The 18,970-nt window shown below is 69.2% G+C and carries 20 protein-coding genes; 8 read left to right on the forward strand and 12 right to left on the reverse strand.

The window, feature by feature from the left end; all coding sequences use genetic code 11:
- Positions 1-196 precede the first annotated feature (196 nt).
- The 4 genes from ACIRRA_RS05200 to ACIRRA_RS05215 all read right to left on the reverse strand — a co-directional run bounded on the left by ACIRRA_RS05200 (position 197) and on the right by ACIRRA_RS05215 (position 2,892).
- On the reverse strand, positions 197-1,195 hold the full coding sequence (locus ACIRRA_RS05200) for a hypothetical protein (protein WP_402763296.1): 999 nt from the start codon (positions 1,193-1,195) through the stop codon (positions 197-199).
- A gap of 68 nt (positions 1,196-1,263) precedes the next feature.
- Positions 1,264-1,437 carry a hypothetical protein gene (locus tag ACIRRA_RS05205; RefSeq protein WP_402763299.1) on the reverse strand — a complete coding sequence of 58 codons (174 nt, stop codon included), beginning with the start codon at positions 1,435-1,437 and terminating at the stop codon, positions 1,264-1,266.
- 15 nt (positions 1,438-1,452) lie between these two features.
- A complete protein-coding gene (locus tag ACIRRA_RS05210; RefSeq protein WP_402763302.1) occupies positions 1,453-1,872 on the reverse strand; it encodes a DUF1707 domain-containing protein in 420 nt (139 codons plus the stop codon).
- A 93-nt stretch (positions 1,873-1,965) separates the two neighbouring features.
- Entirely contained in the window at positions 1,966-2,892 is a 927-nt protein-coding gene (locus ACIRRA_RS05215; protein WP_402763304.1) for a LysR family transcriptional regulator, read from the reverse strand.
- A 64-nt stretch (positions 2,893-2,956) separates the two neighbouring features.
- Here ACIRRA_RS05215 and ACIRRA_RS05220 point away from each other — a divergent pair, with 64 nt between their 5' ends.
- Both ACIRRA_RS05220 and ACIRRA_RS05225 read left to right on the forward strand, forming a co-directional pair.
- Positions 2,957-3,523 carry a UbiX family flavin prenyltransferase gene (locus ACIRRA_RS05220; protein ID WP_402763307.1) on the forward strand — a complete coding sequence of 189 codons (567 nt, stop codon included), beginning with the start codon at positions 2,957-2,959 and terminating at the stop codon, positions 3,521-3,523.
- Positions 3,524-3,561: 38 nt separating this feature from the next.
- A complete protein-coding gene (locus ACIRRA_RS05225) occupies positions 3,562-5,055 on the forward strand; it encodes a UbiD family decarboxylase (protein ID WP_402763309.1) in 1,494 nt (497 codons plus the stop codon).
- Here ACIRRA_RS05225 and ACIRRA_RS05230 read toward each other — a convergent pair.
- Positions 5,046-5,657: a glutaminase gene (locus tag ACIRRA_RS05230; RefSeq protein ID WP_402763312.1), complete on the reverse strand. Its 612-nt coding sequence runs from the start codon at positions 5,655-5,657 to the stop codon at positions 5,046-5,048. The genes ACIRRA_RS05225 and ACIRRA_RS05230 overlap by 10 nt on opposite strands.
- A gap of 18 nt (positions 5,658-5,675) precedes the next feature.
- Here ACIRRA_RS05230 and dxs point away from each other — a divergent pair, with 18 nt between their 5' ends.
- Both dxs and ACIRRA_RS05240 read left to right on the forward strand, forming a co-directional pair.
- A complete protein-coding gene (gene dxs, locus ACIRRA_RS05235) occupies positions 5,676-7,622 on the forward strand; it encodes a 1-deoxy-D-xylulose-5-phosphate synthase (protein WP_402763315.1) in 1,947 nt (648 codons plus the stop codon).
- A gap of 113 nt (positions 7,623-7,735) precedes the next feature.
- Entirely contained in the window at positions 7,736-8,539 is an 804-nt protein-coding gene (locus ACIRRA_RS05240) for an enoyl-CoA hydratase (protein WP_356998043.1), read from the forward strand.
- 29 nt (positions 8,540-8,568) lie between these two features.
- On the opposite strand, the gene ACIRRA_RS05245 is transcribed toward ACIRRA_RS05240, so the two are convergent.
- The 4 genes from ACIRRA_RS05245 to ACIRRA_RS05260 all read right to left on the reverse strand — a co-directional run bounded on the left by ACIRRA_RS05245 (position 8,569) and on the right by ACIRRA_RS05260 (position 11,834).
- Positions 8,569-9,108, reverse strand: coding sequence for a hypothetical protein (locus tag ACIRRA_RS05245; RefSeq protein WP_402763319.1), 540 nt, complete (start codon positions 9,106-9,108; stop codon positions 8,569-8,571).
- A 28-nt stretch (positions 9,109-9,136) separates the two neighbouring features.
- The gene (locus ACIRRA_RS05250; protein WP_402763322.1) at positions 9,137-9,637 is read right to left on the reverse strand and encodes a hypothetical protein; all 501 of its coding nucleotides are present in this window, start codon (positions 9,635-9,637) and stop codon (positions 9,137-9,139) included.
- A gap of 123 nt (positions 9,638-9,760) precedes the next feature.
- Positions 9,761-11,005 carry an HRDC domain-containing protein gene (locus ACIRRA_RS05255; RefSeq protein WP_402763715.1) on the reverse strand — a complete coding sequence of 415 codons (1,245 nt, stop codon included), beginning with the start codon at positions 11,003-11,005 and terminating at the stop codon, positions 9,761-9,763.
- A 202-nt stretch (positions 11,006-11,207) separates the two neighbouring features.
- Positions 11,208-11,834, reverse strand: a complete 627-nt coding sequence (locus ACIRRA_RS05260; RefSeq protein ID WP_356998038.1) for a DUF3000 domain-containing protein — start codon at positions 11,832-11,834, stop codon at positions 11,208-11,210.
- 74 nt (positions 11,835-11,908) lie between these two features.
- Here ACIRRA_RS05260 and hemE point away from each other — a divergent pair, with 74 nt between their 5' ends.
- Together hemE and ACIRRA_RS05270 are read left to right on the forward strand one after the other, a co-directional pair.
- The gene (gene hemE, locus ACIRRA_RS05265) at positions 11,909-12,976 is read left to right on the forward strand and encodes a uroporphyrinogen decarboxylase (RefSeq protein ID WP_402763325.1); all 1,068 of its coding nucleotides are present in this window, start codon (positions 11,909-11,911) and stop codon (positions 12,974-12,976) included.
- A gap of 506 nt (positions 12,977-13,482) precedes the next feature.
- Positions 13,483-14,829: a protoporphyrinogen oxidase gene (locus ACIRRA_RS05270; RefSeq protein ID WP_402763328.1), complete on the forward strand. Its 1,347-nt coding sequence runs from the start codon at positions 13,483-13,485 to the stop codon at positions 14,827-14,829.
- A 193-nt stretch (positions 14,830-15,022) separates the two neighbouring features.
- On the opposite strand, the gene ACIRRA_RS05275 is transcribed toward ACIRRA_RS05270, so the two are convergent.
- Positions 15,023-16,030 (reverse strand): threonine/serine dehydratase, encoded by a 1,008-nt coding sequence (locus ACIRRA_RS05275; RefSeq protein ID WP_402763330.1) that lies wholly within the window; start codon positions 16,028-16,030, stop codon positions 15,023-15,025.
- Positions 16,031-16,093: 63 nt separating this feature from the next.
- On the opposite strand from ACIRRA_RS05275, the gene ACIRRA_RS05280 reads away from it, so the two are divergent.
- Positions 16,094-16,291, forward strand: a complete 198-nt coding sequence (locus ACIRRA_RS05280) for a hypothetical protein (RefSeq protein WP_402763333.1) — start codon at positions 16,094-16,096, stop codon at positions 16,289-16,291.
- Positions 16,292-16,352: 61 nt separating this feature from the next.
- The gene (hemQ, locus tag ACIRRA_RS05285) at positions 16,353-17,048 is read left to right on the forward strand and encodes a hydrogen peroxide-dependent heme synthase (RefSeq protein WP_356998029.1); all 696 of its coding nucleotides are present in this window, start codon (positions 16,353-16,355) and stop codon (positions 17,046-17,048) included.
- Positions 17,049-17,183: 135 nt separating this feature from the next.
- Here hemQ and msrB read toward each other — a convergent pair whose 3' ends face one another.
- Both msrB and ACIRRA_RS05295 read right to left on the reverse strand, forming a co-directional pair.
- Positions 17,184-17,642 carry a peptide-methionine (R)-S-oxide reductase MsrB gene (gene msrB / locus ACIRRA_RS05290; RefSeq protein WP_402763336.1) on the reverse strand — a complete coding sequence of 153 codons (459 nt, stop codon included), beginning with the start codon at positions 17,640-17,642 and terminating at the stop codon, positions 17,184-17,186.
- A 9-nt stretch (positions 17,643-17,651) separates the two neighbouring features.
- Entirely contained in the window at positions 17,652-18,938 is a 1,287-nt protein-coding gene (locus ACIRRA_RS05295) for a glycosyltransferase family 87 protein (RefSeq protein ID WP_402763338.1), read from the reverse strand.
- Positions 18,939-18,970: the final 32 nt, after the last annotated feature.

The raw sequence follows: 18,970 nt of genomic DNA on the forward strand, positions 1-18,970 counted from the left end.
CCCGGTGTGCTCGAGTCGGAAGACCTTCGGCCCCAATGCCGCTCGGATCGCCCGGGCGTCGTCGTACCAGGTGGGCCAGCGGGGTTGGGCTCCTCGAGGATCACCGGCACCGCGCAGGGCGTCGGCTCGCCGACGAACGCTGCGGAGATCTCGTCGTCGTCCATGGTGGCCACGACCTCAGCCTGATCGGCGCGGGTCAGGAGGCGCGGAGGCTGGCGACCATCTGCGCGGCCCGGTCGGCGGCGAGTTCGCCCTGGGTGCCGCGGTCGGCCAGGATGGCCAGCACCAGCAGCGCCTTGTTCGGGCCGGAGAACGCGAAGGTGTAGATCGAGTAGCTGGTCGTGGTGCAGCCCGGCGCGGACGGCTGCCAGCTGCCGGAAGTCTCGACCTGCTGGCCGGTGACGCCGCTCGTGGTGGTGACCGCGACCGGCGCGCCCTGGCTGCCGCCGGTCGCGTCCGAATAGCCGCCCTCGGCCGAGATTCTCGCCACCTTGACGGCCGCGGCGGCGGGATCGCTGCCGTCGACGTGGGCGACGAAGGCGAGGGTCCGATACGCGGAGCCCGCGCAGTAGTCGTTGCCCTCGGTGGACTTGGCGTGCCCGATGACCGAGCCGTCGGTCCCGGTCTGCACGGTGATATCGGTGGGCTCGGCGATCGTCCACCCGGCGGGCACGTCGTAACTGATACCCAGTGCCGGGGCGACCACGGTGGTGCTGCCGGGCTTGGGGGCGCCGGACCGGGACGGCCCGGTGCCGGACGGCCCGCCCGAGGATGCGGCGCCGGTCGTGGCGGGTGCGGCGGTGGTATCGCTGTCGGAGGAATCCCGAGTCAGCGCGTACGCCGCGATACCGCCGCCGGCCAGCACGATGACCGCGGCCAGCGCGGCGAGGATCACCAGGGTGCGACGGGGCCCGCCGCCGGGTGCGGGTGGCTGCGCGTAGCCCGGAATCGGTTGCTGCCCCGGATAATTCGGGACGGAATGCTGCCCGGTGACGTACTGGGGCTGCTGGCCGGTGATGTACTGCGGGGGCGCGGGTTGGTACCCCGGCGGCAGCTGCGCGGCAAAGCCGAGATACTCGGCCGGCTGCGGTGCCTCGCCGGCCGGGTAACCCCAGTCCTGTTGTCCCGCATCGGGATAGCCCCAGCCCTGTGGCCCGCCGTGGGGGTTTGCCCAGTGATCATTGTTGTCGGTCACGTGTTTTCACCCTCCGGCCGCACCGAGCCGCCTCGGCTTGGTCGAAGCCCGACCCTATCGGGTGTGTACTAGCCCTGCGACGCGGGCGCGTCCGGGCCGGGAGCCGGCCGGGCCGGGGACACCCGGATCACCCCGGCATCCAGATCGAGGCTGACCCGGGGCCGATGGCCCTCGCCGCTGCCGTCCTCGCTGCCCTCGTCCTGCAGCTTCTTGCCGGGGAACAGTTCGCCTATGACGCCCACGAATCGACCCTAGCCTCACATGCGGTGGTAGCGCGGACCGTGATACCCGTACCCGCGCCGCCCCCGCGCGATGACGAAGAACAGCACCGGGAACAGGAAGAACGGGAAGAAGTGGGTGGTCACCGCGAACGCGATCACGAACACGAGCAGCACGCCCGCACCGATCGGGGCCAGCGGCATCGGGCGGCGTGGGGCGGGCGGCGGGGTGGGGATCCGCGGCGCGGGCGGTTGTGGCCGGGGTAGGTCACCGAACAGCACCGCCAGCTCGCCCGCGGTCTTGGCCGCGTACGCCCGGCCTACCCGCTCGTCGTATTCCGCGACGTCGAGCCGGCCGGCGGCGAAATGTTCGCCCAGTGCCGCGGCGGCCTGCTCGCGTTCCGCGGTGCCGACGCGGACGGTGGACGGTCCGTAGACCGCGGGATCGAAATCGGTCATGACAATCCACCTCGGGGGAGGGAAGCAATCTCGTTGTCCGCCAGCGTAGGCGCGTTCGCGGCGGCGCGCCTGCACGCGTGTGCGTAATCCCGGCTACGCCTGCCGACGTAGGCCCGCCGCGGGCTGTCCGGCGGCCAGTCCCGCGAATTCGGCGATCTTGGGATGGTCGGTGTCGGTGCGCCACACCAGCCGGACCCGCGCCTCGGGCAGGCCGGTGAGCGGGACGAATGCCACCTCCGGATGGGTGAAGTAGGTGGGCATGGCGGTCGTGGTGGCGAAGACGGCGTTGTTGTGGGCGACGGCGGTGAGCATCTCGGGTTCGGTGCGCGCGGGCGCGACCCGCGGGATGGGCCGCCCGCGCGGGGTGGTGGCGGGCGGCCAGAAGGCGCGCGCGAATTCGGGCGCGACATCCGGATGCGGTCCGATCACCTGCAATTCGGCCAGATCCTCGACATCGATGCTGTCGCGGGTGGCCCACGGATGACTGCGGGCGATGGCCAGCAGCCGCGGGAACACTCCCACCTCCGGTCCGACGGTCAGGCCGAGCTGCTCGACCGGGGCCAGGCAGATCTGGATGTCCACCTCGCCGCGCCGCAGCGGGCCGAAGATGTCGGTCCACGCCAGCTGGGTCAGCGTGACCTGGCATTCCGGATGGCGGGCCCGGAATCCGGTCAGTGCCGTGTCGAGGGTGGACGCGTAGGGACCGAGGAATCCGATGCGCAGACCCCGTGCCGCGGTGCGGGTTTCGGCGAAGGCCCGCTGCAGCTCCCGGAAGGCCGGGCGGGTGCGGGCCAGCAGATGCTCGCCCAGCGGATTGAGGGTGACCCGGCGACTGGTGCGCTCCACCAGGCGGCGGCCGACGCGGCGCTCCAGGCTGCGGATCAGCTGGCTGACCCGGGGCTGGGACAGTCCGAGGCGGTCGGCGGTCCGGCCGAAGTGCAGTTCTTCGGCGAGGACCACGAACGCTTCCAGTTCGGCCGGGTCGACGCGGGGGTCTCGAGGCGAGTCTTCGATCAGCATTTCTTATCGATCTTCGCGGATTTCGGCGTTGATGGCTATCCGACACGTGACGGATGCTGAGGCGGTGAGTGAATCGCGTCGACTTGTGGTGGGCATCAGCGGAGCCACCGGCATTGCCTACGGCGTGCGGGTGCTGGAGCTGGCCCGCAAGGCCGGGGTGGAAACGCATCTGGTGGTGACCCCGGCCGGGCAGCAGACGCGGGCCTACGAAACGGATCTGACCGCGGCCGATCTGTCGGCCATGGCCGATGTGGTCTATCGGCCGGCCGATATCGGCGCGGCCATCGCCTCGGGTTCGTTCCGGACCGCGGGAATGATCGTGGCCCCGTGCTCGATTCGCACGCTGTCCGCGGTGGCCTACGCCAACAACGACAATCTGCTCGCCCGCGCCGCCGACGTGACGCTCAAGGAGCGCCGCCGCCTGGTGCTCATGGTGCGCGAGACCCCGCTCACCATGGCGCATCTGCGCGCCATGACCGCGGTCACCGAGATGGGCGGCATCGTCATGCCGCCGGTGCCCGCCTTCTACCTGAATCCGGAATCGGTCGCCGACATCGTCGACCACACCGCCGGACGCGCCCTGGACCTGCTCGGCATCGACGTGCCCGACCTGCCCCGCTGGGGCGAATGACCGACCCCGGCGAACACCCGACGCTAAGGAAAACCCCTGTGCCGCATTTGAAGAGCCTGCGCGAGTTCATCGAGGCGCTCGACGCCATCGGCGAGGTCCAGCACATCGACACCGAGGTCGACTGGAATCTGGAGATCGGCGCGATCATTCGCCGCTCCTACGATCTGCGAGCGCCCGCGCCGCTGTTCGGCAACATCACCGGATACCAGGACGGCGGTTTCCGTGTGCTCGGCGCGCCCGGCGCGCTGTCGGGTCCGCAGCACCGGTTGGCGCGCATCGCGCTGGCGCTGGGCCTGCCCGCCGACGCCACCGGTCAGCAGATCGTGGAGGTGCTCGCCGACGCCCGCGCCAAGCCCGGTATCCCACCGGTGGTGGTGGACCGATCGGCGGCGCCCTGCAAAGAGAACGTCATGCTCGGCGACGACATCGACCTGTTCGTCTTCCCGACCCCGAAGCTGCACGGCAATGACGGCGGCCGCTACATCCAGACCTATGGGATGAACATCGTCAAGACCCCCGACGGCTCGTGGACCAACTGGTCGATCAACCGCATGATGATCCACGACCGGAACACCCTGGCCTGCCTGATCCCGGGCCCCCAGCACCTGGGCATCATCCGCTCGAAGTGGACCGAGATCGGCGAGCCCATGCCGATCGCGCTGGCCATCGGCGTCGAGCCGGGCCTGCCGTGGGTGGGCGGCATGCCGATTCCCGAGGGCGAGGACGAAACCCATTACCTGGGCGCGCTCTTCGGCGAGGGCCTGGAACTGGTCCCTGCCGAGACCGTCGATCTGCTGGTGCCCGCCACCGCCGAGATCGTCATCGAGGGCCATATCGCCCTCGACGAGACGGTCGTGGAGGGCCCGTTCAACGAGTTCCCCGGCTACAACGCCACCGAGGCCAGCCCCAAGGCGGTCTTCCACGTCTCGGCGATCACCTATCGCGACGGCGCGATCCAGCCGACCGTGGCGGCGGGCCCGCCGGTGGAGGAGGACCACACCATCATCGGCACCACCAGTGCCGCCGAGATCCTCCACCTGCTGCGGCAGGCCGGGCTGCCGATCTCCTCGGCCTGGTACAACTTCGAGGCCGCGGTGCACTGGCTGACCCTGGCGGTGCGGCAGGACTGGCACGAGACCACCGGCCTGGGCTCGCACGAGCTGGTGGATCAGATCGCCAAGATCATCTTCACCGGCAAGCCGTCGGTCAACGCGCCCAAGATCCTGGTGGTCGAGGACGATGTCGACATCACGAATGTCGACGAGGTGGTGTGGGCCTTCGCCACCCGCTCCCACCCGGATGTCGAGCGTGGTGAATTCCATTACCCGGCAGCGGTTTCCGATCAGCTCGCGGTCTACCTGTCGCCGGAGGAAGCGCATTCCTTCATGGCGGGCAAGGTGATCTACAACTGCCTGCTGGCCGATCACTTCCCGCAGGGCCGCCGCCCGATCAAGGGCAGCTTCGAGAACGGCTGGCCCGCCGAGATCCAGCAGCGCGTCCTGGACCGCTGGCAGGAGTACGGCTACCGCTGATCGCGGGAACGACTACGGGCGGCGTCGTGCGACCGGACGAGGGGTGTCGGACGAGGCTCGGCCCGAGGCGGGTCAGATGCCGCCGTGCGCCGCGCACGGCGGCATCGGCCTGTGTGCAGGCGGCGGCCGCCAGCCGTTCCAGCAGTGCCGGTTCGATCTCCGGGGCCCGAACGGTGGGCTGGTCGAAACGCGCGGGCGGCGGGACGGCGACCCGACCGTCCGGCACGAGGAACAGGCCGCAGCGGAGACTGTCCCGCGCGCGACGATGAGCTCGCCGACTGAATCGTGAAGGCGGCGTCCAGATCTCCGCTGCCGTACATCCGCCCATCCGCGGTAGCCAGGCAGATGCCGAACGAATCGGGTTGTACTGCCGCCAGTTCCGGAATGCAGTCGGGCAGCGTTCCCGACGTGTCGGCCCGGTACAGCTCGTACACTTCGTCGTTGATGCGGGCGACGACGCCGCCGGAGGGGCCACCGGGCCACTGCAACCGGCGCAATCTGTGTTGAGCCTCACATCTGCTACGGATGTTGCAGGTGGCGTTTCGTTCCTGGCATCGGGGGCCGGAATGGGCTCCGTAGACTGTTGCAAACACAGGAGACATCCGGAGGGAGCAATAGCCGTGGGAGTGCTTTCCCGGGTCGACACGCCCGAGGACCTGCGTCGGCTGTCGGTACCGGAGCTGCACGAGCTGGCCGAGGAGATTCGTGAGTTCCTGGTGCGGAAGGTCGCCGTCACCGGCGGGCACCTGGGGCCGAACCTCGGCGTCGTGGAGCTGACCATCGCGTTGCACCGGGTTTTCGACTCGCCGGCCGACCCGATCATCTTCGATACCGGGCATCAGGCCTACGTGCACAAGATCCTTACCGGCCGCAAGGACGGGTTCGACACGCTGCGCAAAGAGGGCGGACTGTCGGGGTACCCGAGCCGGGCCGAGAGCGCCCACGACTGGGTGGAGTCCTCGCACGCGTCGGCCTCGCTGTCCTATGCGGACGGCATCGCCAAGGCGTTCGCGCTGACCCGGCAGAAGCGGCATGTGGTCGCGGTCGTCGGTGACGGCGCGCTCACCGGCGGCATGTGCTGGGAGGCGCTGAACAATATCGCCGCCGGGCAGGACCGCTCGGTCATCGTGGTGGTCAATGACAATGGCCGCTCCTACGCGCCGACCATCGGTGGGCTCGCCGAGCGGCTCGCCGGGCTGCGCACTCAGCCCGCCTACGAGCACGCGCTCGACGCCACCAAGCGGATCGTCCAGAGCATTCCGCGCGTGGGGGATTCGGCGTACTCGATGCTGCACGCCATCAAGACCGGCATCAAGGACGCGGTCGCGCCGCAGGAACTGTTCAGCGATCTCGGGCTGAAGTATGTGGGCCCGGTCGACGGGCACGATCCGGTGCAGTTGGAGGCCGCGCTGCGGCGGGCCAAGGACTTCGGCGGTCCGGTCATCGTGCACGCGGTGACGCAGAAGGGTCGCGGCTACAAGCCGGCGGTGGATCATGAAGCCGACCAGATGCATTCGATCGGCGTGATCGATCCGGAGACCGGTGAACCGCTCGCCGGATCCTCGGGCACCAGCTGGACTTCGGTGTTCTCCAAGGAACTCATCGCCCAGGGCGAGCAGCGCGACGATATTGTCGCCATTACCGCCGCCATGCCCGGGCCGACCGGACTCACCCCGTTCGGAGAACGCTTCCCGGACCGCATGTTCGACGTCGGCATCGCCGAACAGCACGCCATGACCTCCGCGGCCGGAATGGCCCTGGGCGGTCTGCATCCGGTGGTGGCCATCTACTCCACCTTCCTCAATCGGGCCTTCGACCAGCTGCTCATGGATGTGGCGCTGCTCAAGCTCCCGGTGACCCTGGTGCTCGATCGCGCCGGCATCACCGGCGACGACGGCGCCTCGCACAACGGCATGTGGGACCTGTCGGTGCTGGGCATCATCCCGGGCATCCGGGTCGCCGCCCCGCGCGACGCCGCCCGCCTGCGTGAGGAATTGGGGGAGGCCCTGAACATCCGCGACGGGCCCACCGCCATCCGCTTCCCCAAGGGTCCTGCGATCGAAGAGATTCCGGCGGTGGAACGCTTCGAGGGCGTGGATGTGCTGCGCCTGCCCGACGTGAAAGATGCTGCCGCGTACTCGGTGCACGCCGATGTCCTGCTGGTCGCGGTCGGCGCCTTCGCCGACCTCGCTCTCAAGGTCGCGGATCTGCTGGAGGCCGAGGGCGTCTCGGTGACCGTCGTCGACCCGCGCTGGGTCCTCCCGGTCTCCGACACCGTGGTGAAGCTGGCCGAGAACCACCGCCTGGTGGTCACCCTCGAGGACAGTGGCCTGCACGGCGGCATCGGCTCCACAGTTTCCGCCCGGCTCCGCAGTTCGGGTGTCGACGTCCCGGCCCGCGACCTCGGCGTCCCCCAGCAATTCCTGGACCACTCCTCCCGCGCCAAGATCCACCAGGATCTCGGCCTCACTCCGGGCGAGGTGGCCCAGCGTGTGCACGTGTGGCTAGGCGCCGCCGACGCCTCCGGCAGCGAGATCGAGCAGGCCCTGCTCCCGGCGGTCGAGTGACGTTCCGCTCGTGACGGGCCCGCGATCCTCCGATCGCGGGCCCGTTTTCTATACGGAGCTGGGGTTCTCGCGTAGATTCTGAAACAGGTTACAGTTTCGGGACGGGAGTTCGGATGTCGTTTGTGCTTGTCGAGAAGCCGCGGCCGGGGATTGCGTTGGTCACGTTGAACCGGCCGGACCGGATGAACGCCATGGCGTTCGACGTGATGGTGCCGCTGCGGGAGACCCTCGAGGGCGTGGCGGCCGACAACGACGTGCGGGTGGTGGTGCTCACGGGTGCCGGGCACGGGTTCTGCTCGGGCGCGGATCTGCAGCACGCGGGCAAGGTGCCCGGGGTAGAGGGGTTGACGCGCACCAGCATTGCGCGGCGCTCGATGGAGCTGCTGAACAATGTGATGCTCACGATCAAGCGGATGCACCAGCCGGTGATCAGTGCCATCAACGGCGCGGCCATCGGCGGCGGGTTCTGCCTCGCCATGGGGACCGATATCCGAATCGCCTCGGAGGACGCGTATTTCCGCGCGGCGGGCATCAACAACGGCCTGACCTCGGCCGAACTCGGTATCAGCTACACACTGCCGCGGGCCATCGGCTCCACCCGCGCCTTCGAGATCATGCTCACCGGCCGCGATGTGGATGCCGCGGAAGCCGAGCGCATCGGCATCGTCTCCCGTGTCGTCCCCGGCGACAAACTCCTCGAGGCCGCCTACGACACCGCCGACCAGATCATCCGCTGGAGCCGGGTCGGCGGCGAACTCACCAAACGCCTCCTCTGGAATGGCTTGGAGGCGGGCAGTTTCGAATCCCACATGCAGAACGAGGGCATGGCCCAGCTCTACGTCCGCCTCACCACCGACAACTTCGACGAGGCCATCCGAGCCCGCCGCGACCGCCGCCCACCCGAATTCCAGGACTGAGCGAACGGCCGCCGCGCGCCCGGCGCGTTCTAACTGCCGGATCCGAGCAGGTTCGCACTGCCGGAGCCGAGCAGACTGCCGCTGCCGGATCCGACGCAGGTGCCCTGCGGCGGTGGCTGCTGTGGGGTAGGTGATCCCGGTGGCGCGGCGACCACGGACACCGGGATCACTGTCGGCTGGGACGCCATGAACGGGATAACGCCTATGAGCGTGAGGGAGAGCTTGTGTGTTCCGGTGGTGGTCGGAACCCACGTGACGGCCACGTGGCCGGCGTGCGGGAGTGAGATGCTGCCGAGGCATTTCCCGTCGTCGTAGAAGTTCGCGGAAGAGTACATGGACTGCCAGGAGTCCGTGCCCCCGGGGGAACCCGTGTCGAAGGAGTAGGTGTGTCCGACGACGTAGGTTGATGGCAGCGTGCAGGTGCCGGTCGAGCAATCCCAGACATTGGGAACCTCGTACTCGATATCGGCGGTCGCGGTGGGCGTGGACAGTGCGGTGATGATCGCTGCCAGTGCCAGAGTTGTTGTGCCCCAGCCGATGCGCCGTGCGGTGTGGTGAGTGATGCGCATTTCGTTGCCGTCTATTCCGCTTTCGTGATCAGAGTCCGGCGCTGCCGGATCCGTCGAGGGCGGCGCTGCCGGATCCGATGAGGTTGGCGCTGCCGCCACCGCCGCAGCCGGGTTGCTTCGGCGGCTGGGCGGGGGTGGATCCCGCGGGCGCGGCAGTCACGTCGTACTTCTCCGAGATCTCCTTGACGCCGCCGACGATGGTGAGCGTGTGCGATCCGGTGGCGGCGGGAACCCAGGTGATCTGGAGTGCACCCGGACCCGATATCGGGGCGCTTCCGATGCATTGCCCGTTGTCGTAGAAGTCCGCTGTGCTCGCCAACATGGGCTGGAAGTTGATGCCCGCGTAGTACGTGTACGCGTGTCCGACGACCGCGGACCCCACCTCCGCGCCGGTTGCGGCATCGATGAGCACGGGAAATCCGAGGGAGGCGGCAGCGGTGGTGGTGGACAGCGCCGTGATGGTAGCGGCCAGGGCCAAAGTTGTTGCGCCCCAGTTGATGTGACGCATGGTGCGAGCGTCGCGGTGCATTCGTGGACTCCTCTTTCGTACCCCTTTGTCCGGGGTCGACAGAATCTAACTTCGCCCGTCAGTGAAATGCGCTCGCTTCAGAAAAACCGTGTGCCCCGACTTTCTTGGGCGATATTCCCGGGGTCAGTCCTTCGGGTACAGGGCTTCGCTCAGGCGCGGGACGGTCAGGGCGCGCTGCCAGGGGCGGGCGCCGCCCGCGGCGAGGTAGCCCTCGATGAGGGTCGGCGCCTCGCCGTTGGCGACCGATTTGGGCAGGCCATCCCAGCACATGCGGCGCAGCAGGTCCGGGGTGAGCAGGTTCTCGACCGGGACCGACACCTCGGCGGAGAGGTCGGTCATGGCCGCGCGGGCGCACTGCAGGCGAGCGGCGGCGGCCGGGTCGCGGCGCTCCCAGCGGTTGACCGGGGGCGGGCCGTCGAAGGGCTGGGTGAGCGGCGGGAGCTCACTGTCGGGAAGGGTGCGGGCGCGTTCCACCGCGCCGAGCCATTCACGCGAGTAGCGACGCTGGCGGGGGCCGCCGAAGATCGGCAGGGTGCGCAGCTGGGCGATGGACCTGGGCTCATTGGTGGCGGCGGCCACGATGGCCGAGTCCGGGAGGATGCGGGCGGGGGCCACGTCGCGCAGGCGGGCCAGGCGGTCGCGGGTCGTCCATAGTTCGCGGACGATGGCGAGCTGGCGGGTGCGGCGCAGGGTGTGGATGCCGGAGGTGCGCCGCCAGCGGTCGGCCTTGGGGCCGGCCGGCTCGGCGGTGCGCACGTGCTCGAATTCCTCTGCGGCCCACTCGGATTTGCCCTGGTCGGCCAGGTCCGCGGCGACCGCGTCGCGCAGCTCGATGAGTAGCTCGACATCGAGGGCCGCGTAGTTCAGCCAGTCGTCGGGCAGCGGCCGGGTGGACCAGTCGGCCGCGCCGTGGCCCTTGCGCAGCTCACGGCCGAGCAGCTTCTCCACCATGGCGGCCAGGCCCACGCGCTCATAACCCGCGAGGCGGCCACCGAGTTCGGTGTCGAAGAGCCGGGCGGGGTGCAGCCCGAGTTCGGCCAGCCCGGGCAGATCCTGATCCGCGGAGTGCAGCACCCACTCCAGATCGTTGATCGCCTCGGCCAGCGGCGCGAGTTCCCCGTCCACCGGGATCGGGTCGATGAGGAAGGTGCCCGCACCCTGGCGGCGCAGCTGGATCAGGTACGCACGATTGGAGTAGCGGAAGCCGGAGGCGCGCTCGGCGTCGACCGCGAGCGGTCCGCTGCCGGCGGCGAGCCGGCGGGCGGCGGCGGCCACTGTGGCGGCGGAGTCCAGTACCGGCGGTACACCGTCCACTGGCGCGAGCAACGGTACCGCGGCAGTGGCTTCGGGTTCATCTGGTACGGACATGGTCTTGAACTCTACGGGTTGGGCATTGGCGGGCCGCGTCACGTCGGTGAAACGACCGGCCGTGACACTGCGTCGGGCCATGGGGAATCGTACGTGGCGGCCGTCGATTTCGTTGCAGTACAGATGTTCTCGCAGGCGAGAGGGGATTTTCCGGCGACCGGCGCGAGAATTCGCGGATCGGCCGCCCCGATCTCGCGCCCAACTACTCGGTGCTCTCGCCCCGGCGCACGTCCAGAGGGGTTACCCCCGCGGGCGGCAGTCCGGCCGCATAGGCGAGCACCTCGCAGAAGGCTTCCACGTGCGGCCGCATGACGGTGTCGGACACCGTCCAGGAGGCGCGCAGTTCGAGCTGGTGCGCGCGCGGCGGCCCGGCGATGTCGCCGTAGCGCACCGAGCTGGTGGAAGTGACCGTGCCGCCGAGGGCGGTGAAGGAGGTGCGCGAGTCCAGCGCGTCGACCAGCCAGCTCCACGCCACCTCCGGCAGCAGCGGGTCGGCGGCGAGGGCGGAGTCGATGTCGGCCTGGATGTAGGCGACCAGACGGAACACCCCGTGCCAGGCTTCCTGCCCGGCCGGGTCGTGCAGCAGGATCAGCCGGCCGAACGCATCGCCCTCGGAGTCGACGGGCACCACATTCGTATCGGGTCGCGTGACCTCCGCGCCGAGGGCGTACGAGTACGGGGCGAGGCGCTGCGGCGGGCGGATCGGTGCCAGCTCGATTCGAGGATGCACAGATGCGGTTCCCATGGCCTCGACCGCGGCGCGGAACCGGGGTGGTTCTTCGGGCTCCGGGGTGGGGGCAGCGCCGTCGCGGAAGTCGAGCGGTGTCACGAAAGGCACCGTAGACCTCTCCGGTGCCCAGTAGTGCGAGGCGCGCCGCCGGGCCCCCTTTACGATGGGCGGTGATGAGTACTCACACCCGACGCCTGCTGACCGATGCCCCGTTCCTTGCCGCCGCAACCGGTGGCGTGCCGCATCGGCGTCCGGTGTGGTTCATGAGACAGGCTGGCCGGTCCCTTCCGGAGTATCGCGAGGTGCGCGCCGGAATCGGCATGCTGGAATCATGTTTCGATCCGGAGCTGGTGTGCGAGATCACCATGCAGCCGATCCGCCGCCACCAGGTGGATGCGGCAATCCTCTTCTCCGACATCGTGGTTCCGCTCAAGGCCGCCGGCATCGATCTCGACATCGTGGCCGGCGTCGGCCCGGTGATCGCGAATCCGGTGCGCAGCGTTGCCGATGTGCGCGCGCTGCCGCGCCTGCGCGCCGAGGAGGTGGGCGCGGTCACCGCCGGTGTGAGGCTGCTGCTGGACGCGCTCGGTGACACCCCGCTGATCGGATTCGCCGGTGCCCCGTTCACTTTGGCGTCGTACCTGGTCGAGGGCGGGCCCAGCAAGAACCACGAGCGCACCAAGGCGATGATGCTCGCCGATCCCGAGACCTGGCACCAGTTGCTGGGCGTGCTCACCGACATCACCATCGAATTCCTGCGCGCCCAGATCGACGCGGGCGTGGACGCCGTGCAGCTGTTCGACTCCTGGGCGGGCGCGCTGAGCCTGGCCCAGTACCGGGAATACGTTCTGCCGCACTCGGAACGGGTCTTCACCGAGATCGCGTCCGCGGGTGTGCCGCGCATCCACTTCGGCGTCGGCACCGGAGAACTGCTGGGCGCCATGGGCGAAGCGGGCGCGGACGTGGTCGGCGTCGATTGGCGGATTCCACTGAACGAGGCCGCGCGCCGGGTCGGTCCCGGAAAAGCGTTGCAGGGCAACCTCGATCCGGCCGTGCTCTTCGCGGGCCCGGCGGCGATCGACGCCGAGGTGCGCCGCATTGCCCGCGAGGCCGACGAGGCAATCACCTTGGGCGCCAAGGGTCACATCTTCAACCTCGGCCACGGCGTCCTCCCGAATACCGACCCCGGCGTCATCACCGAGACCGTAGCCCTGATCCACAGCCTCCCGCTCCCGCTCTGACCAGCGCTTCCCGCCGGCCGAGGGAGGTGGGGAGTTCGGGGTGGGGTCGCCGAGGCCACCCACCGCCGATATGACGGCCTGCGTGAGGGCCGGCTCGACGACGTCGGGTGTGAGCTTCCGCTCGTCATCCAGGGATGGCCGCCTGCTCGAAGCCCGGCATCGGTTCGGCCGGGATTCATCGAGATTCCGGCCGAACGCTCGCCGGAATGACCGGGCGGATGCGCGCCGGGTGTGACGGGCAGGACCGTGACCGGCGGGGTGTTCGCGGGGCGGTGTCGATCACGTCCCGATGCGTGCCATTTCTGGGCGGACGGCTCGAAGGTGCTGGTGAGCGTGATTCGGGGCGGCTGTGCCGACGTGGAACGGGGCTGCGAGAGGCGGGCACCGGAGGCGGGGACAGCGGGTGGCGGGAGTAGGTTGGCTCGGGGCGGCTCGAGGTCGAGGTGCGGGTCGCGGGTCGCGGGTTCGTGTGGTCGCGGCGTTCGACGAGTGGCGAGGAGTTGTCGATGCGGGTCGCGGTTGTCGGTGGTGGCATCAGTGGGCTGGTGGCGGCGTATCGGCTGCGGAAGGCACTCGGGGAGTCTGCGGAACTGATGCTGGTGGAGCGGCGGGATCGGGTCGGGGGGATCCTGCGGACCGTGGAGATCGAGGGGGATCCGGTCGATCTGGGGGCCGAGGCATTCGTGGGCCGGCGGCCCGAGATTCCCGAACTGATGGGGGAGTTGGGGATTGCGGACCAGCTCGTTCATCCGGCGGGCAAGCGGCCGCTGGTGTGGTCCGAGGGGGTGGGGCATCGGCTGCCGGAGCGGACGCTGATGGGCATCCCCACCGCGCCGGAATCGGTTGCGGGGCTGGTGGATGCGCAGACCCTGGCCGCCGTCGCGGCGGAGCCGTCCCGGCCGCTGCGGTGGGAGCGGGGCGGGGACATGTCGGTGGGGGAGCTGGTGCGGGATCGCTTCGGGGAGCAGGTGGTCCGGCGCAGCGTGGACCCGCTGCTCGGGGGAGTGTATGCGGGACTTGCGGATTCGATCGGCGTGCGGGCCGCGCTACCGACGCTGGCCGCCGCCCTGGATCGCGGCGCGACCAGCCTGACCCGGGCCGTGTCCGAGGCCCTGCCGCCGCCCAGCACCACACCGGTGTTCGGCGGCATCCGTGACGGTTACCGCGCCCTGTTGGACGCGCTGCGTGCCGCCGCCGATGTGAAGGCCGAAACCGGCACGGCGGTCACAACTCTCACCCGCACCGCGCAGGGCTGGCGGCTCGACCCGGTCGGCGACGTGGACGGCGTGATCCTCGCGACCCCCGCCCCGGTCACCGCGGAACTCCTGCGCGAGGTGGCCCCGGAGGCCGCCGAACTGGCCGCCGGAATCGACCTGGCGTCCTCGGCGGTGGTGGCCCTGGCCTTGCCGCCCGAGACCCCCCTCCCCGACAACTCCGGCATCCTGGTCGCCACCGGTGAACCGTTGCGCGCCAAGGCCTTCACCCTTTCCAGCCGCAAGTGGCCGCACCTGGCCGCCCGTGACGTGGCCCTGGTCCGTGCCTCCTTCGGCCGCTTCGGTGACCCGGCCCCGCTGTCCTGGTCCGACGACGACCTCATCACCGCCGCCGTCGAAGACCTCACCACCGTCACCGCCGCCGCCATCCGTCCCCTGCGTGCCGTGGTCCAGCGCTGGCCCGGCGGCCTCCCGCAGTACGCCCCCGGCCACACCACCCGCATCGCCGATCTGCGTTCCGCCACAGCCGACCTGCCCGGCCTGGCCCTGGCCGGCGCTTACCTCGACGGTGTCGGCGTCCCCGCCTGCGCCGCCACCGGTACCAAGGCCGCCGCCCGCATCATCGCGCAGCTGTCCTGACCCACTCGCCGGGACCGCTATCGTTCCTGGCTCCAGTCCCGCCCGGCCCACCCCGGCCTCCGTCGATACCGGGCGCTGACCCTCCGTCACGCCGCCACCGCGACGAGCCGCGGCGGGCACGGGCAGACGCCAGTCGTGACCGATTCCGACGGACTGGTCAATGTGATTGCCCGCGAAAGGTTTCCGGCTGGGTTCAGCGGGGTACCAGGTCGACTGGATCGGTGTTCGCGCCGCAGACGATGACCGCCACCCGTTCACCGGGGTCGGGGACGTAGGCGCCCGACAGCAGGGCGGCCAGGGCCGTCGACGCGCCGTGCTCGACGGCGATACGGCGGCAGTCCCACAGGGTTTGCCGAGCAGCGATGATCTGCTTGTCACTGACCAGGACCGAGCGGACATCGCCTGCGTTCGCAGCGGACAGGGCCATCGGCGTGACGCGGCGCGCGCCGAGGGAATCGGCTGCGACGGAGTCGATTTCGACATCGACCGGTTCCCCGGCCTCGACCGCCGCATTGAAGGCGCGGCAGTGTTCGGGTTCGACCGCCACCACCCGCACACCGTGATGATTGGCCGACACCGTGATTCCGGTCAGCAGCCCGCCGCCACCGACCGCGACCAGCACGGTGTCGAGTTCCGGCACCTGCGCGACGATTTCGTCGAGCAGTGTCCCCGCGCCCGCGGCGATGTAGGGATCGTCGTAGGCGTGTGAGCGCAGCGCCCCGCTGGCCGCGGCGTAGCGCTCGCATTCGGCGGCCGCGTCGGCGTAGGCGTCGCCACCGCACAGCACCTGCGCCCCCAGTGCCCGCAGCCGCGCCACTTTCACCGCGGGTGCGGAGTCGGGGAGGAACACGGTGGCGGCGGAGTCGACCAGCCGGGCGGCCCACGCGCATGCCACCCCGGCGTTCCCGCCGGACGCGATGGTGATCCCCACCTTGGGCAGCATCCCCTGTTCCCGCTGTGCCAGTACGAAATTCGCGGCCCCGCGCGCCTTGAAGCTGCCGGTGTGCTGCATGTGCTCGAGCGCGAACCAGACCTCGCCGGCCACCGGGACGGTGTCGGCGTCCGCGCGGGCGAGAACCACCGGGCGGGTGTGGCCGGCGATTCGATCGGCAGCCGCTGTCACGTCCCCATATGTCGGATGCACTGGCGCTTCTCTCGTTTCCGTCGCTGATTCTCGTTCCGCCGAGCGGCCGCACGGCACGGCTCACGGAACACACCCGAGTCGATGGACCCCCCTTGTTCCACTGTAACCGACGCTGGTCGTGTGCCTGGGAACTCGAAGTTGCTCGAGGAGGCGACGCCCGAGGCCATCGCCCGGTCCAGCCCGGCCGCCCTCGGCCCGGACGAATACCCGGTGCCGGCAACTCATCTGGACGTCAACAGTGAACTGCTCACCAGCGACGCGGTTTTTCACGACGGCCTGCGGCGTCTCATCGCCGCCCGGGCCGCCGGTGCGAGCTGAATCACGCTGTCCGCCGTGCCCCATTTCGGGCGGGTTCGGGCGCAGTGGCACGATGGAGGCCATGGCGCGACTCGACTACAAGGCCCTCAACGACACCATCCGCTACCTCATGTTCTCGGTGTTCCAGGTGGAGCCCGGCGTGCTCGGCGAGGATCGCCAGGCGGCGATCAAGGAGGCGCGGGCCTTCTTCGACTCGCTCGAGGAGCGCGGCGTGGTGGTGCGCGGTATCTACGATGTCGCCGGCCTGCGCGCCGACGCCGACTTCATGATCTGGTGGCACGCGGAGAAGATCGAGGATCTGCAGGCCGCCTACGCCGACTTCCGCCGCGTCACCGAGCTGGGCCAGATCTCCAACCCGGTCTGGAGCAATGCGGCCCTGCACCGCCCGGCCGAGTTCAACAAGTCCCACATCCCCGCCTTCCTCGCGGGTGAGGAGCCGGGCAACTACATCTGCGTCTATCCGTTCGTGCGCTCCTACGACTGGTACCTGCTGCCCGACGAGGAGCGCCGCAAGATGCTGGCAGACCACGGCAAGGCCGCCCGCGACTACCCGGACGTGCGCGCCAACACCGTGGCCTCCTTCGCCCTGGGTGACTACGAGTGGATCCTCGCCTTCGAGGCCCCCGAGCTGCACCGCATCGTCGACCTCATGCGCGACCTGCGCGCCACCGAGGCGCGTCGCCATGTGCGTGAGGAGATTCCGTTCTTCACCGGCCCGCGCGTGGAGCTCGAGCAGCTCATCGCCGCCCTGCCGTAGCGACGCCGTGATGAGAAGGGCCCGGCCGCATACCGCGGCCGGACCCGATGTCGTCAGTGGGAAGATCGCCGGTGTCCTGCCCGCACAATTCGGGGCATGCGCGAAATTGCGCATGCCCCATAGTGTTTCTGCGACTCACTCAGCTGCGCTGTCCGAGGGGTGCAATCGGAGCGAGATCGAGTTGATGCAGTAGCGCTTGTCCGTGGGCGTGGGATATCCCTCGCCCTCGAACACGTGCCCCAGATGACTGTGGCAGTTCGCGCACAGCACCTCGACGCGCCGCATCCCCAGCGAGTTGTCCTCCACCAGCAGCACGGCCTCCGACTTCGCCGGATCGAAGAACGACGGCCACCCGCAGTGCGAGTGGAACTTCTCGGCGCTGCGGAACAATTCGGCCCCGCAGGCCCGGCAGGAGTAGACGCCCTCGGTCTCGGTGTCGGTGTATTCGCCCGTGAACGCCCGCTCGGTGCCCGCTTCGCGCAGCACCCGGTATTCGTCCGGGGTCAGCTTGGTCCGCCATTCCTGCGGGGTCAGCTGGATGCGAGGGGCGGGCAGCCCCTCGGTCCCTGTGGAGCTGTCAGCATCGGAACTCATGGCCCCACGCTAATACGAGGCGGTTGCCTTCGTCCGGGGCGAGAGGGTGACCTCGGGTTCGGCGCTGACCCATTCGGGGTGCATCCACGCGGGATCCAGGGACTTACCGGCCTCGAGGCGGCCTTCGCGACGGGCGGCGAGGTAGCGGTCGCCCAGCACGCAGAACACCACGATCAGCAGCAGCCCCCACCCGAAGGTCGTGCGCAGGTACTCCAGATCGCGGCCGATGCTCTGCCAGCGGTCCGAGAGCCACTTGTCGTAGGACATGAATCCGAAGATCGCCACCCACGCGGGCCAGTTGCGCAGCAGCGAGTTGCGCAACACCACGGTCATCAGCATGGGGAACAGGAACATCGAGTAGTACATCTGGCCCAGCGGGCCCAGCAGCATGGCCGCGGTGATCAGGATGCCGGAGGTGTTGCAGATGTAGAACACCTCGTCCTCGCGGTAGTACCGGTACAGCAGCCACAGTGAGATCAACACCAGCACGCCGACGGTGATGCGCATGGTCCAGGTCAGCCACTCGGCGACACCGTAGTACCCGGCATTGCCGACGATGGCGCTGTTGAAGTAGTCCCGGGCCTCCGACAGGTACGGCAGCGTATGGGTCCAGAACTGCTTGTAGTCCACGATCAGCGGCCAGGCCAGCAGGTTCAGCGCCACCGGGATACCCAGCGCGGTGATGAACACCCTCCACTGTCCGCGCACCAGCGGAATCAGCAGCAGGGGCGCCAGCAATGGACCCTTCACCGCGATGGTCAGCCCCAATGCCACACCGGCCCACAGGTCTCTGCGCTTCAGGAGTAGGTGGATGAACACCAGCATGGCCATGAACAGACAGCCGTTGATATTGGTGAAGGCCAATGTGTTCGTCACCGTCTCGGAGACGAACATGGCCAGCAGCAGCGCGGGCGCGGCGACGGAGTTCAGCGTGTAGTTGAACAGTTTCAGCAGCAGATACCAGGCCAGCAGCAGGGCGATCGCATTGACCAGGATGAAGGCCCACCGCGACTTTTCCGGATCGATGATGGCCAGCGGCGAGATGAGCAGCGTGCCGCTGGGCGGATACAGATAGGCCGGATCGGTGGAGCTGAAGTTCGCGTTGTACACGGGCCGGTGGTTGAGGAACGCGAGGGACGCGTTGTACACCGGTGTGAAGTCATTGGTGATGTGGTAGTTGACAGCGTTGATGAACACCCGGTGCAACACGGTGAGGATCGCGAGCGGCCACAGTGCGAAGTTCAGCACCTCGGCGGTGGTGCGAGCGGTGCGGGGCTCGAGCTGTCGAAGGAACACTCGGGCACGGTACACCGAATCCGCGCGTCACA

It is taken from the genome of Nocardia sp. NPDC101769, from assembly GCF_044766925.1.
Lineage (GTDB): Bacteria > Actinomycetota > Actinomycetes > Mycobacteriales > Mycobacteriaceae > Nocardia.

Bases quoted from the DNA above. Each gene is read 5' to 3' on its own strand.
- ACIRRA_RS05210 (WP_402763302.1), bottom strand. From the start codon at position 1,872: ATGACCGATTTCGATCCCGCGGTCTACGGACCGTCCACCGTCCGCGTC.
- ACIRRA_RS05215 (WP_402763304.1), bottom strand. From the start codon at position 2,892: ATGCTGATCGAAGACTCGCCTCGAGACCCCCGCGTCGACCCGGCCGAA.
- ACIRRA_RS05230 (WP_402763312.1), bottom strand. From the start codon at position 5,657: ATGTCTCCTGTGTTTGCAACAGTCTACGGAGCCCATTCCGGCCCCCGA.
- ACIRRA_RS05240 (WP_356998043.1), top strand. From the start codon at position 7,736: ATGTCGTTTGTGCTTGTCGAGAAGCCGCGGCCGGGGATTGCGTTGGTC.
- ACIRRA_RS05245 (WP_402763319.1), bottom strand. From the start codon at position 9,108: ATGCGCATCACTCACCACACCGCACGGCGCATCGGCTGGGGCACAACA.
- ACIRRA_RS05250 (WP_402763322.1), bottom strand. From the start codon at position 9,637: ATGCACCGCGACGCTCGCACCATGCGTCACATCAACTGGGGCGCAACA.
- ACIRRA_RS05255 (WP_402763715.1), bottom strand. From the start codon at position 11,005: ATGTCCGTACCAGATGAACCCGAAGCCACTGCCGCGGTACCGTTGCTC.
- hemE (WP_402763325.1), top strand. From the start codon at position 11,909: ATGAGTACTCACACCCGACGCCTGCTGACCGATGCCCCGTTCCTTGCC.
- ACIRRA_RS05270 (WP_402763328.1), top strand. From the start codon at position 13,483: ATGCGGGTCGCGGTTGTCGGTGGTGGCATCAGTGGGCTGGTGGCGGCG.
- hemQ (WP_356998029.1), top strand. From the start codon at position 16,353: ATGGCGCGACTCGACTACAAGGCCCTCAACGACACCATCCGCTACCTC.
- msrB (WP_402763336.1), bottom strand. From the start codon at position 17,642: ATGAGTTCCGATGCTGACAGCTCCACAGGGACCGAGGGGCTGCCCGCC.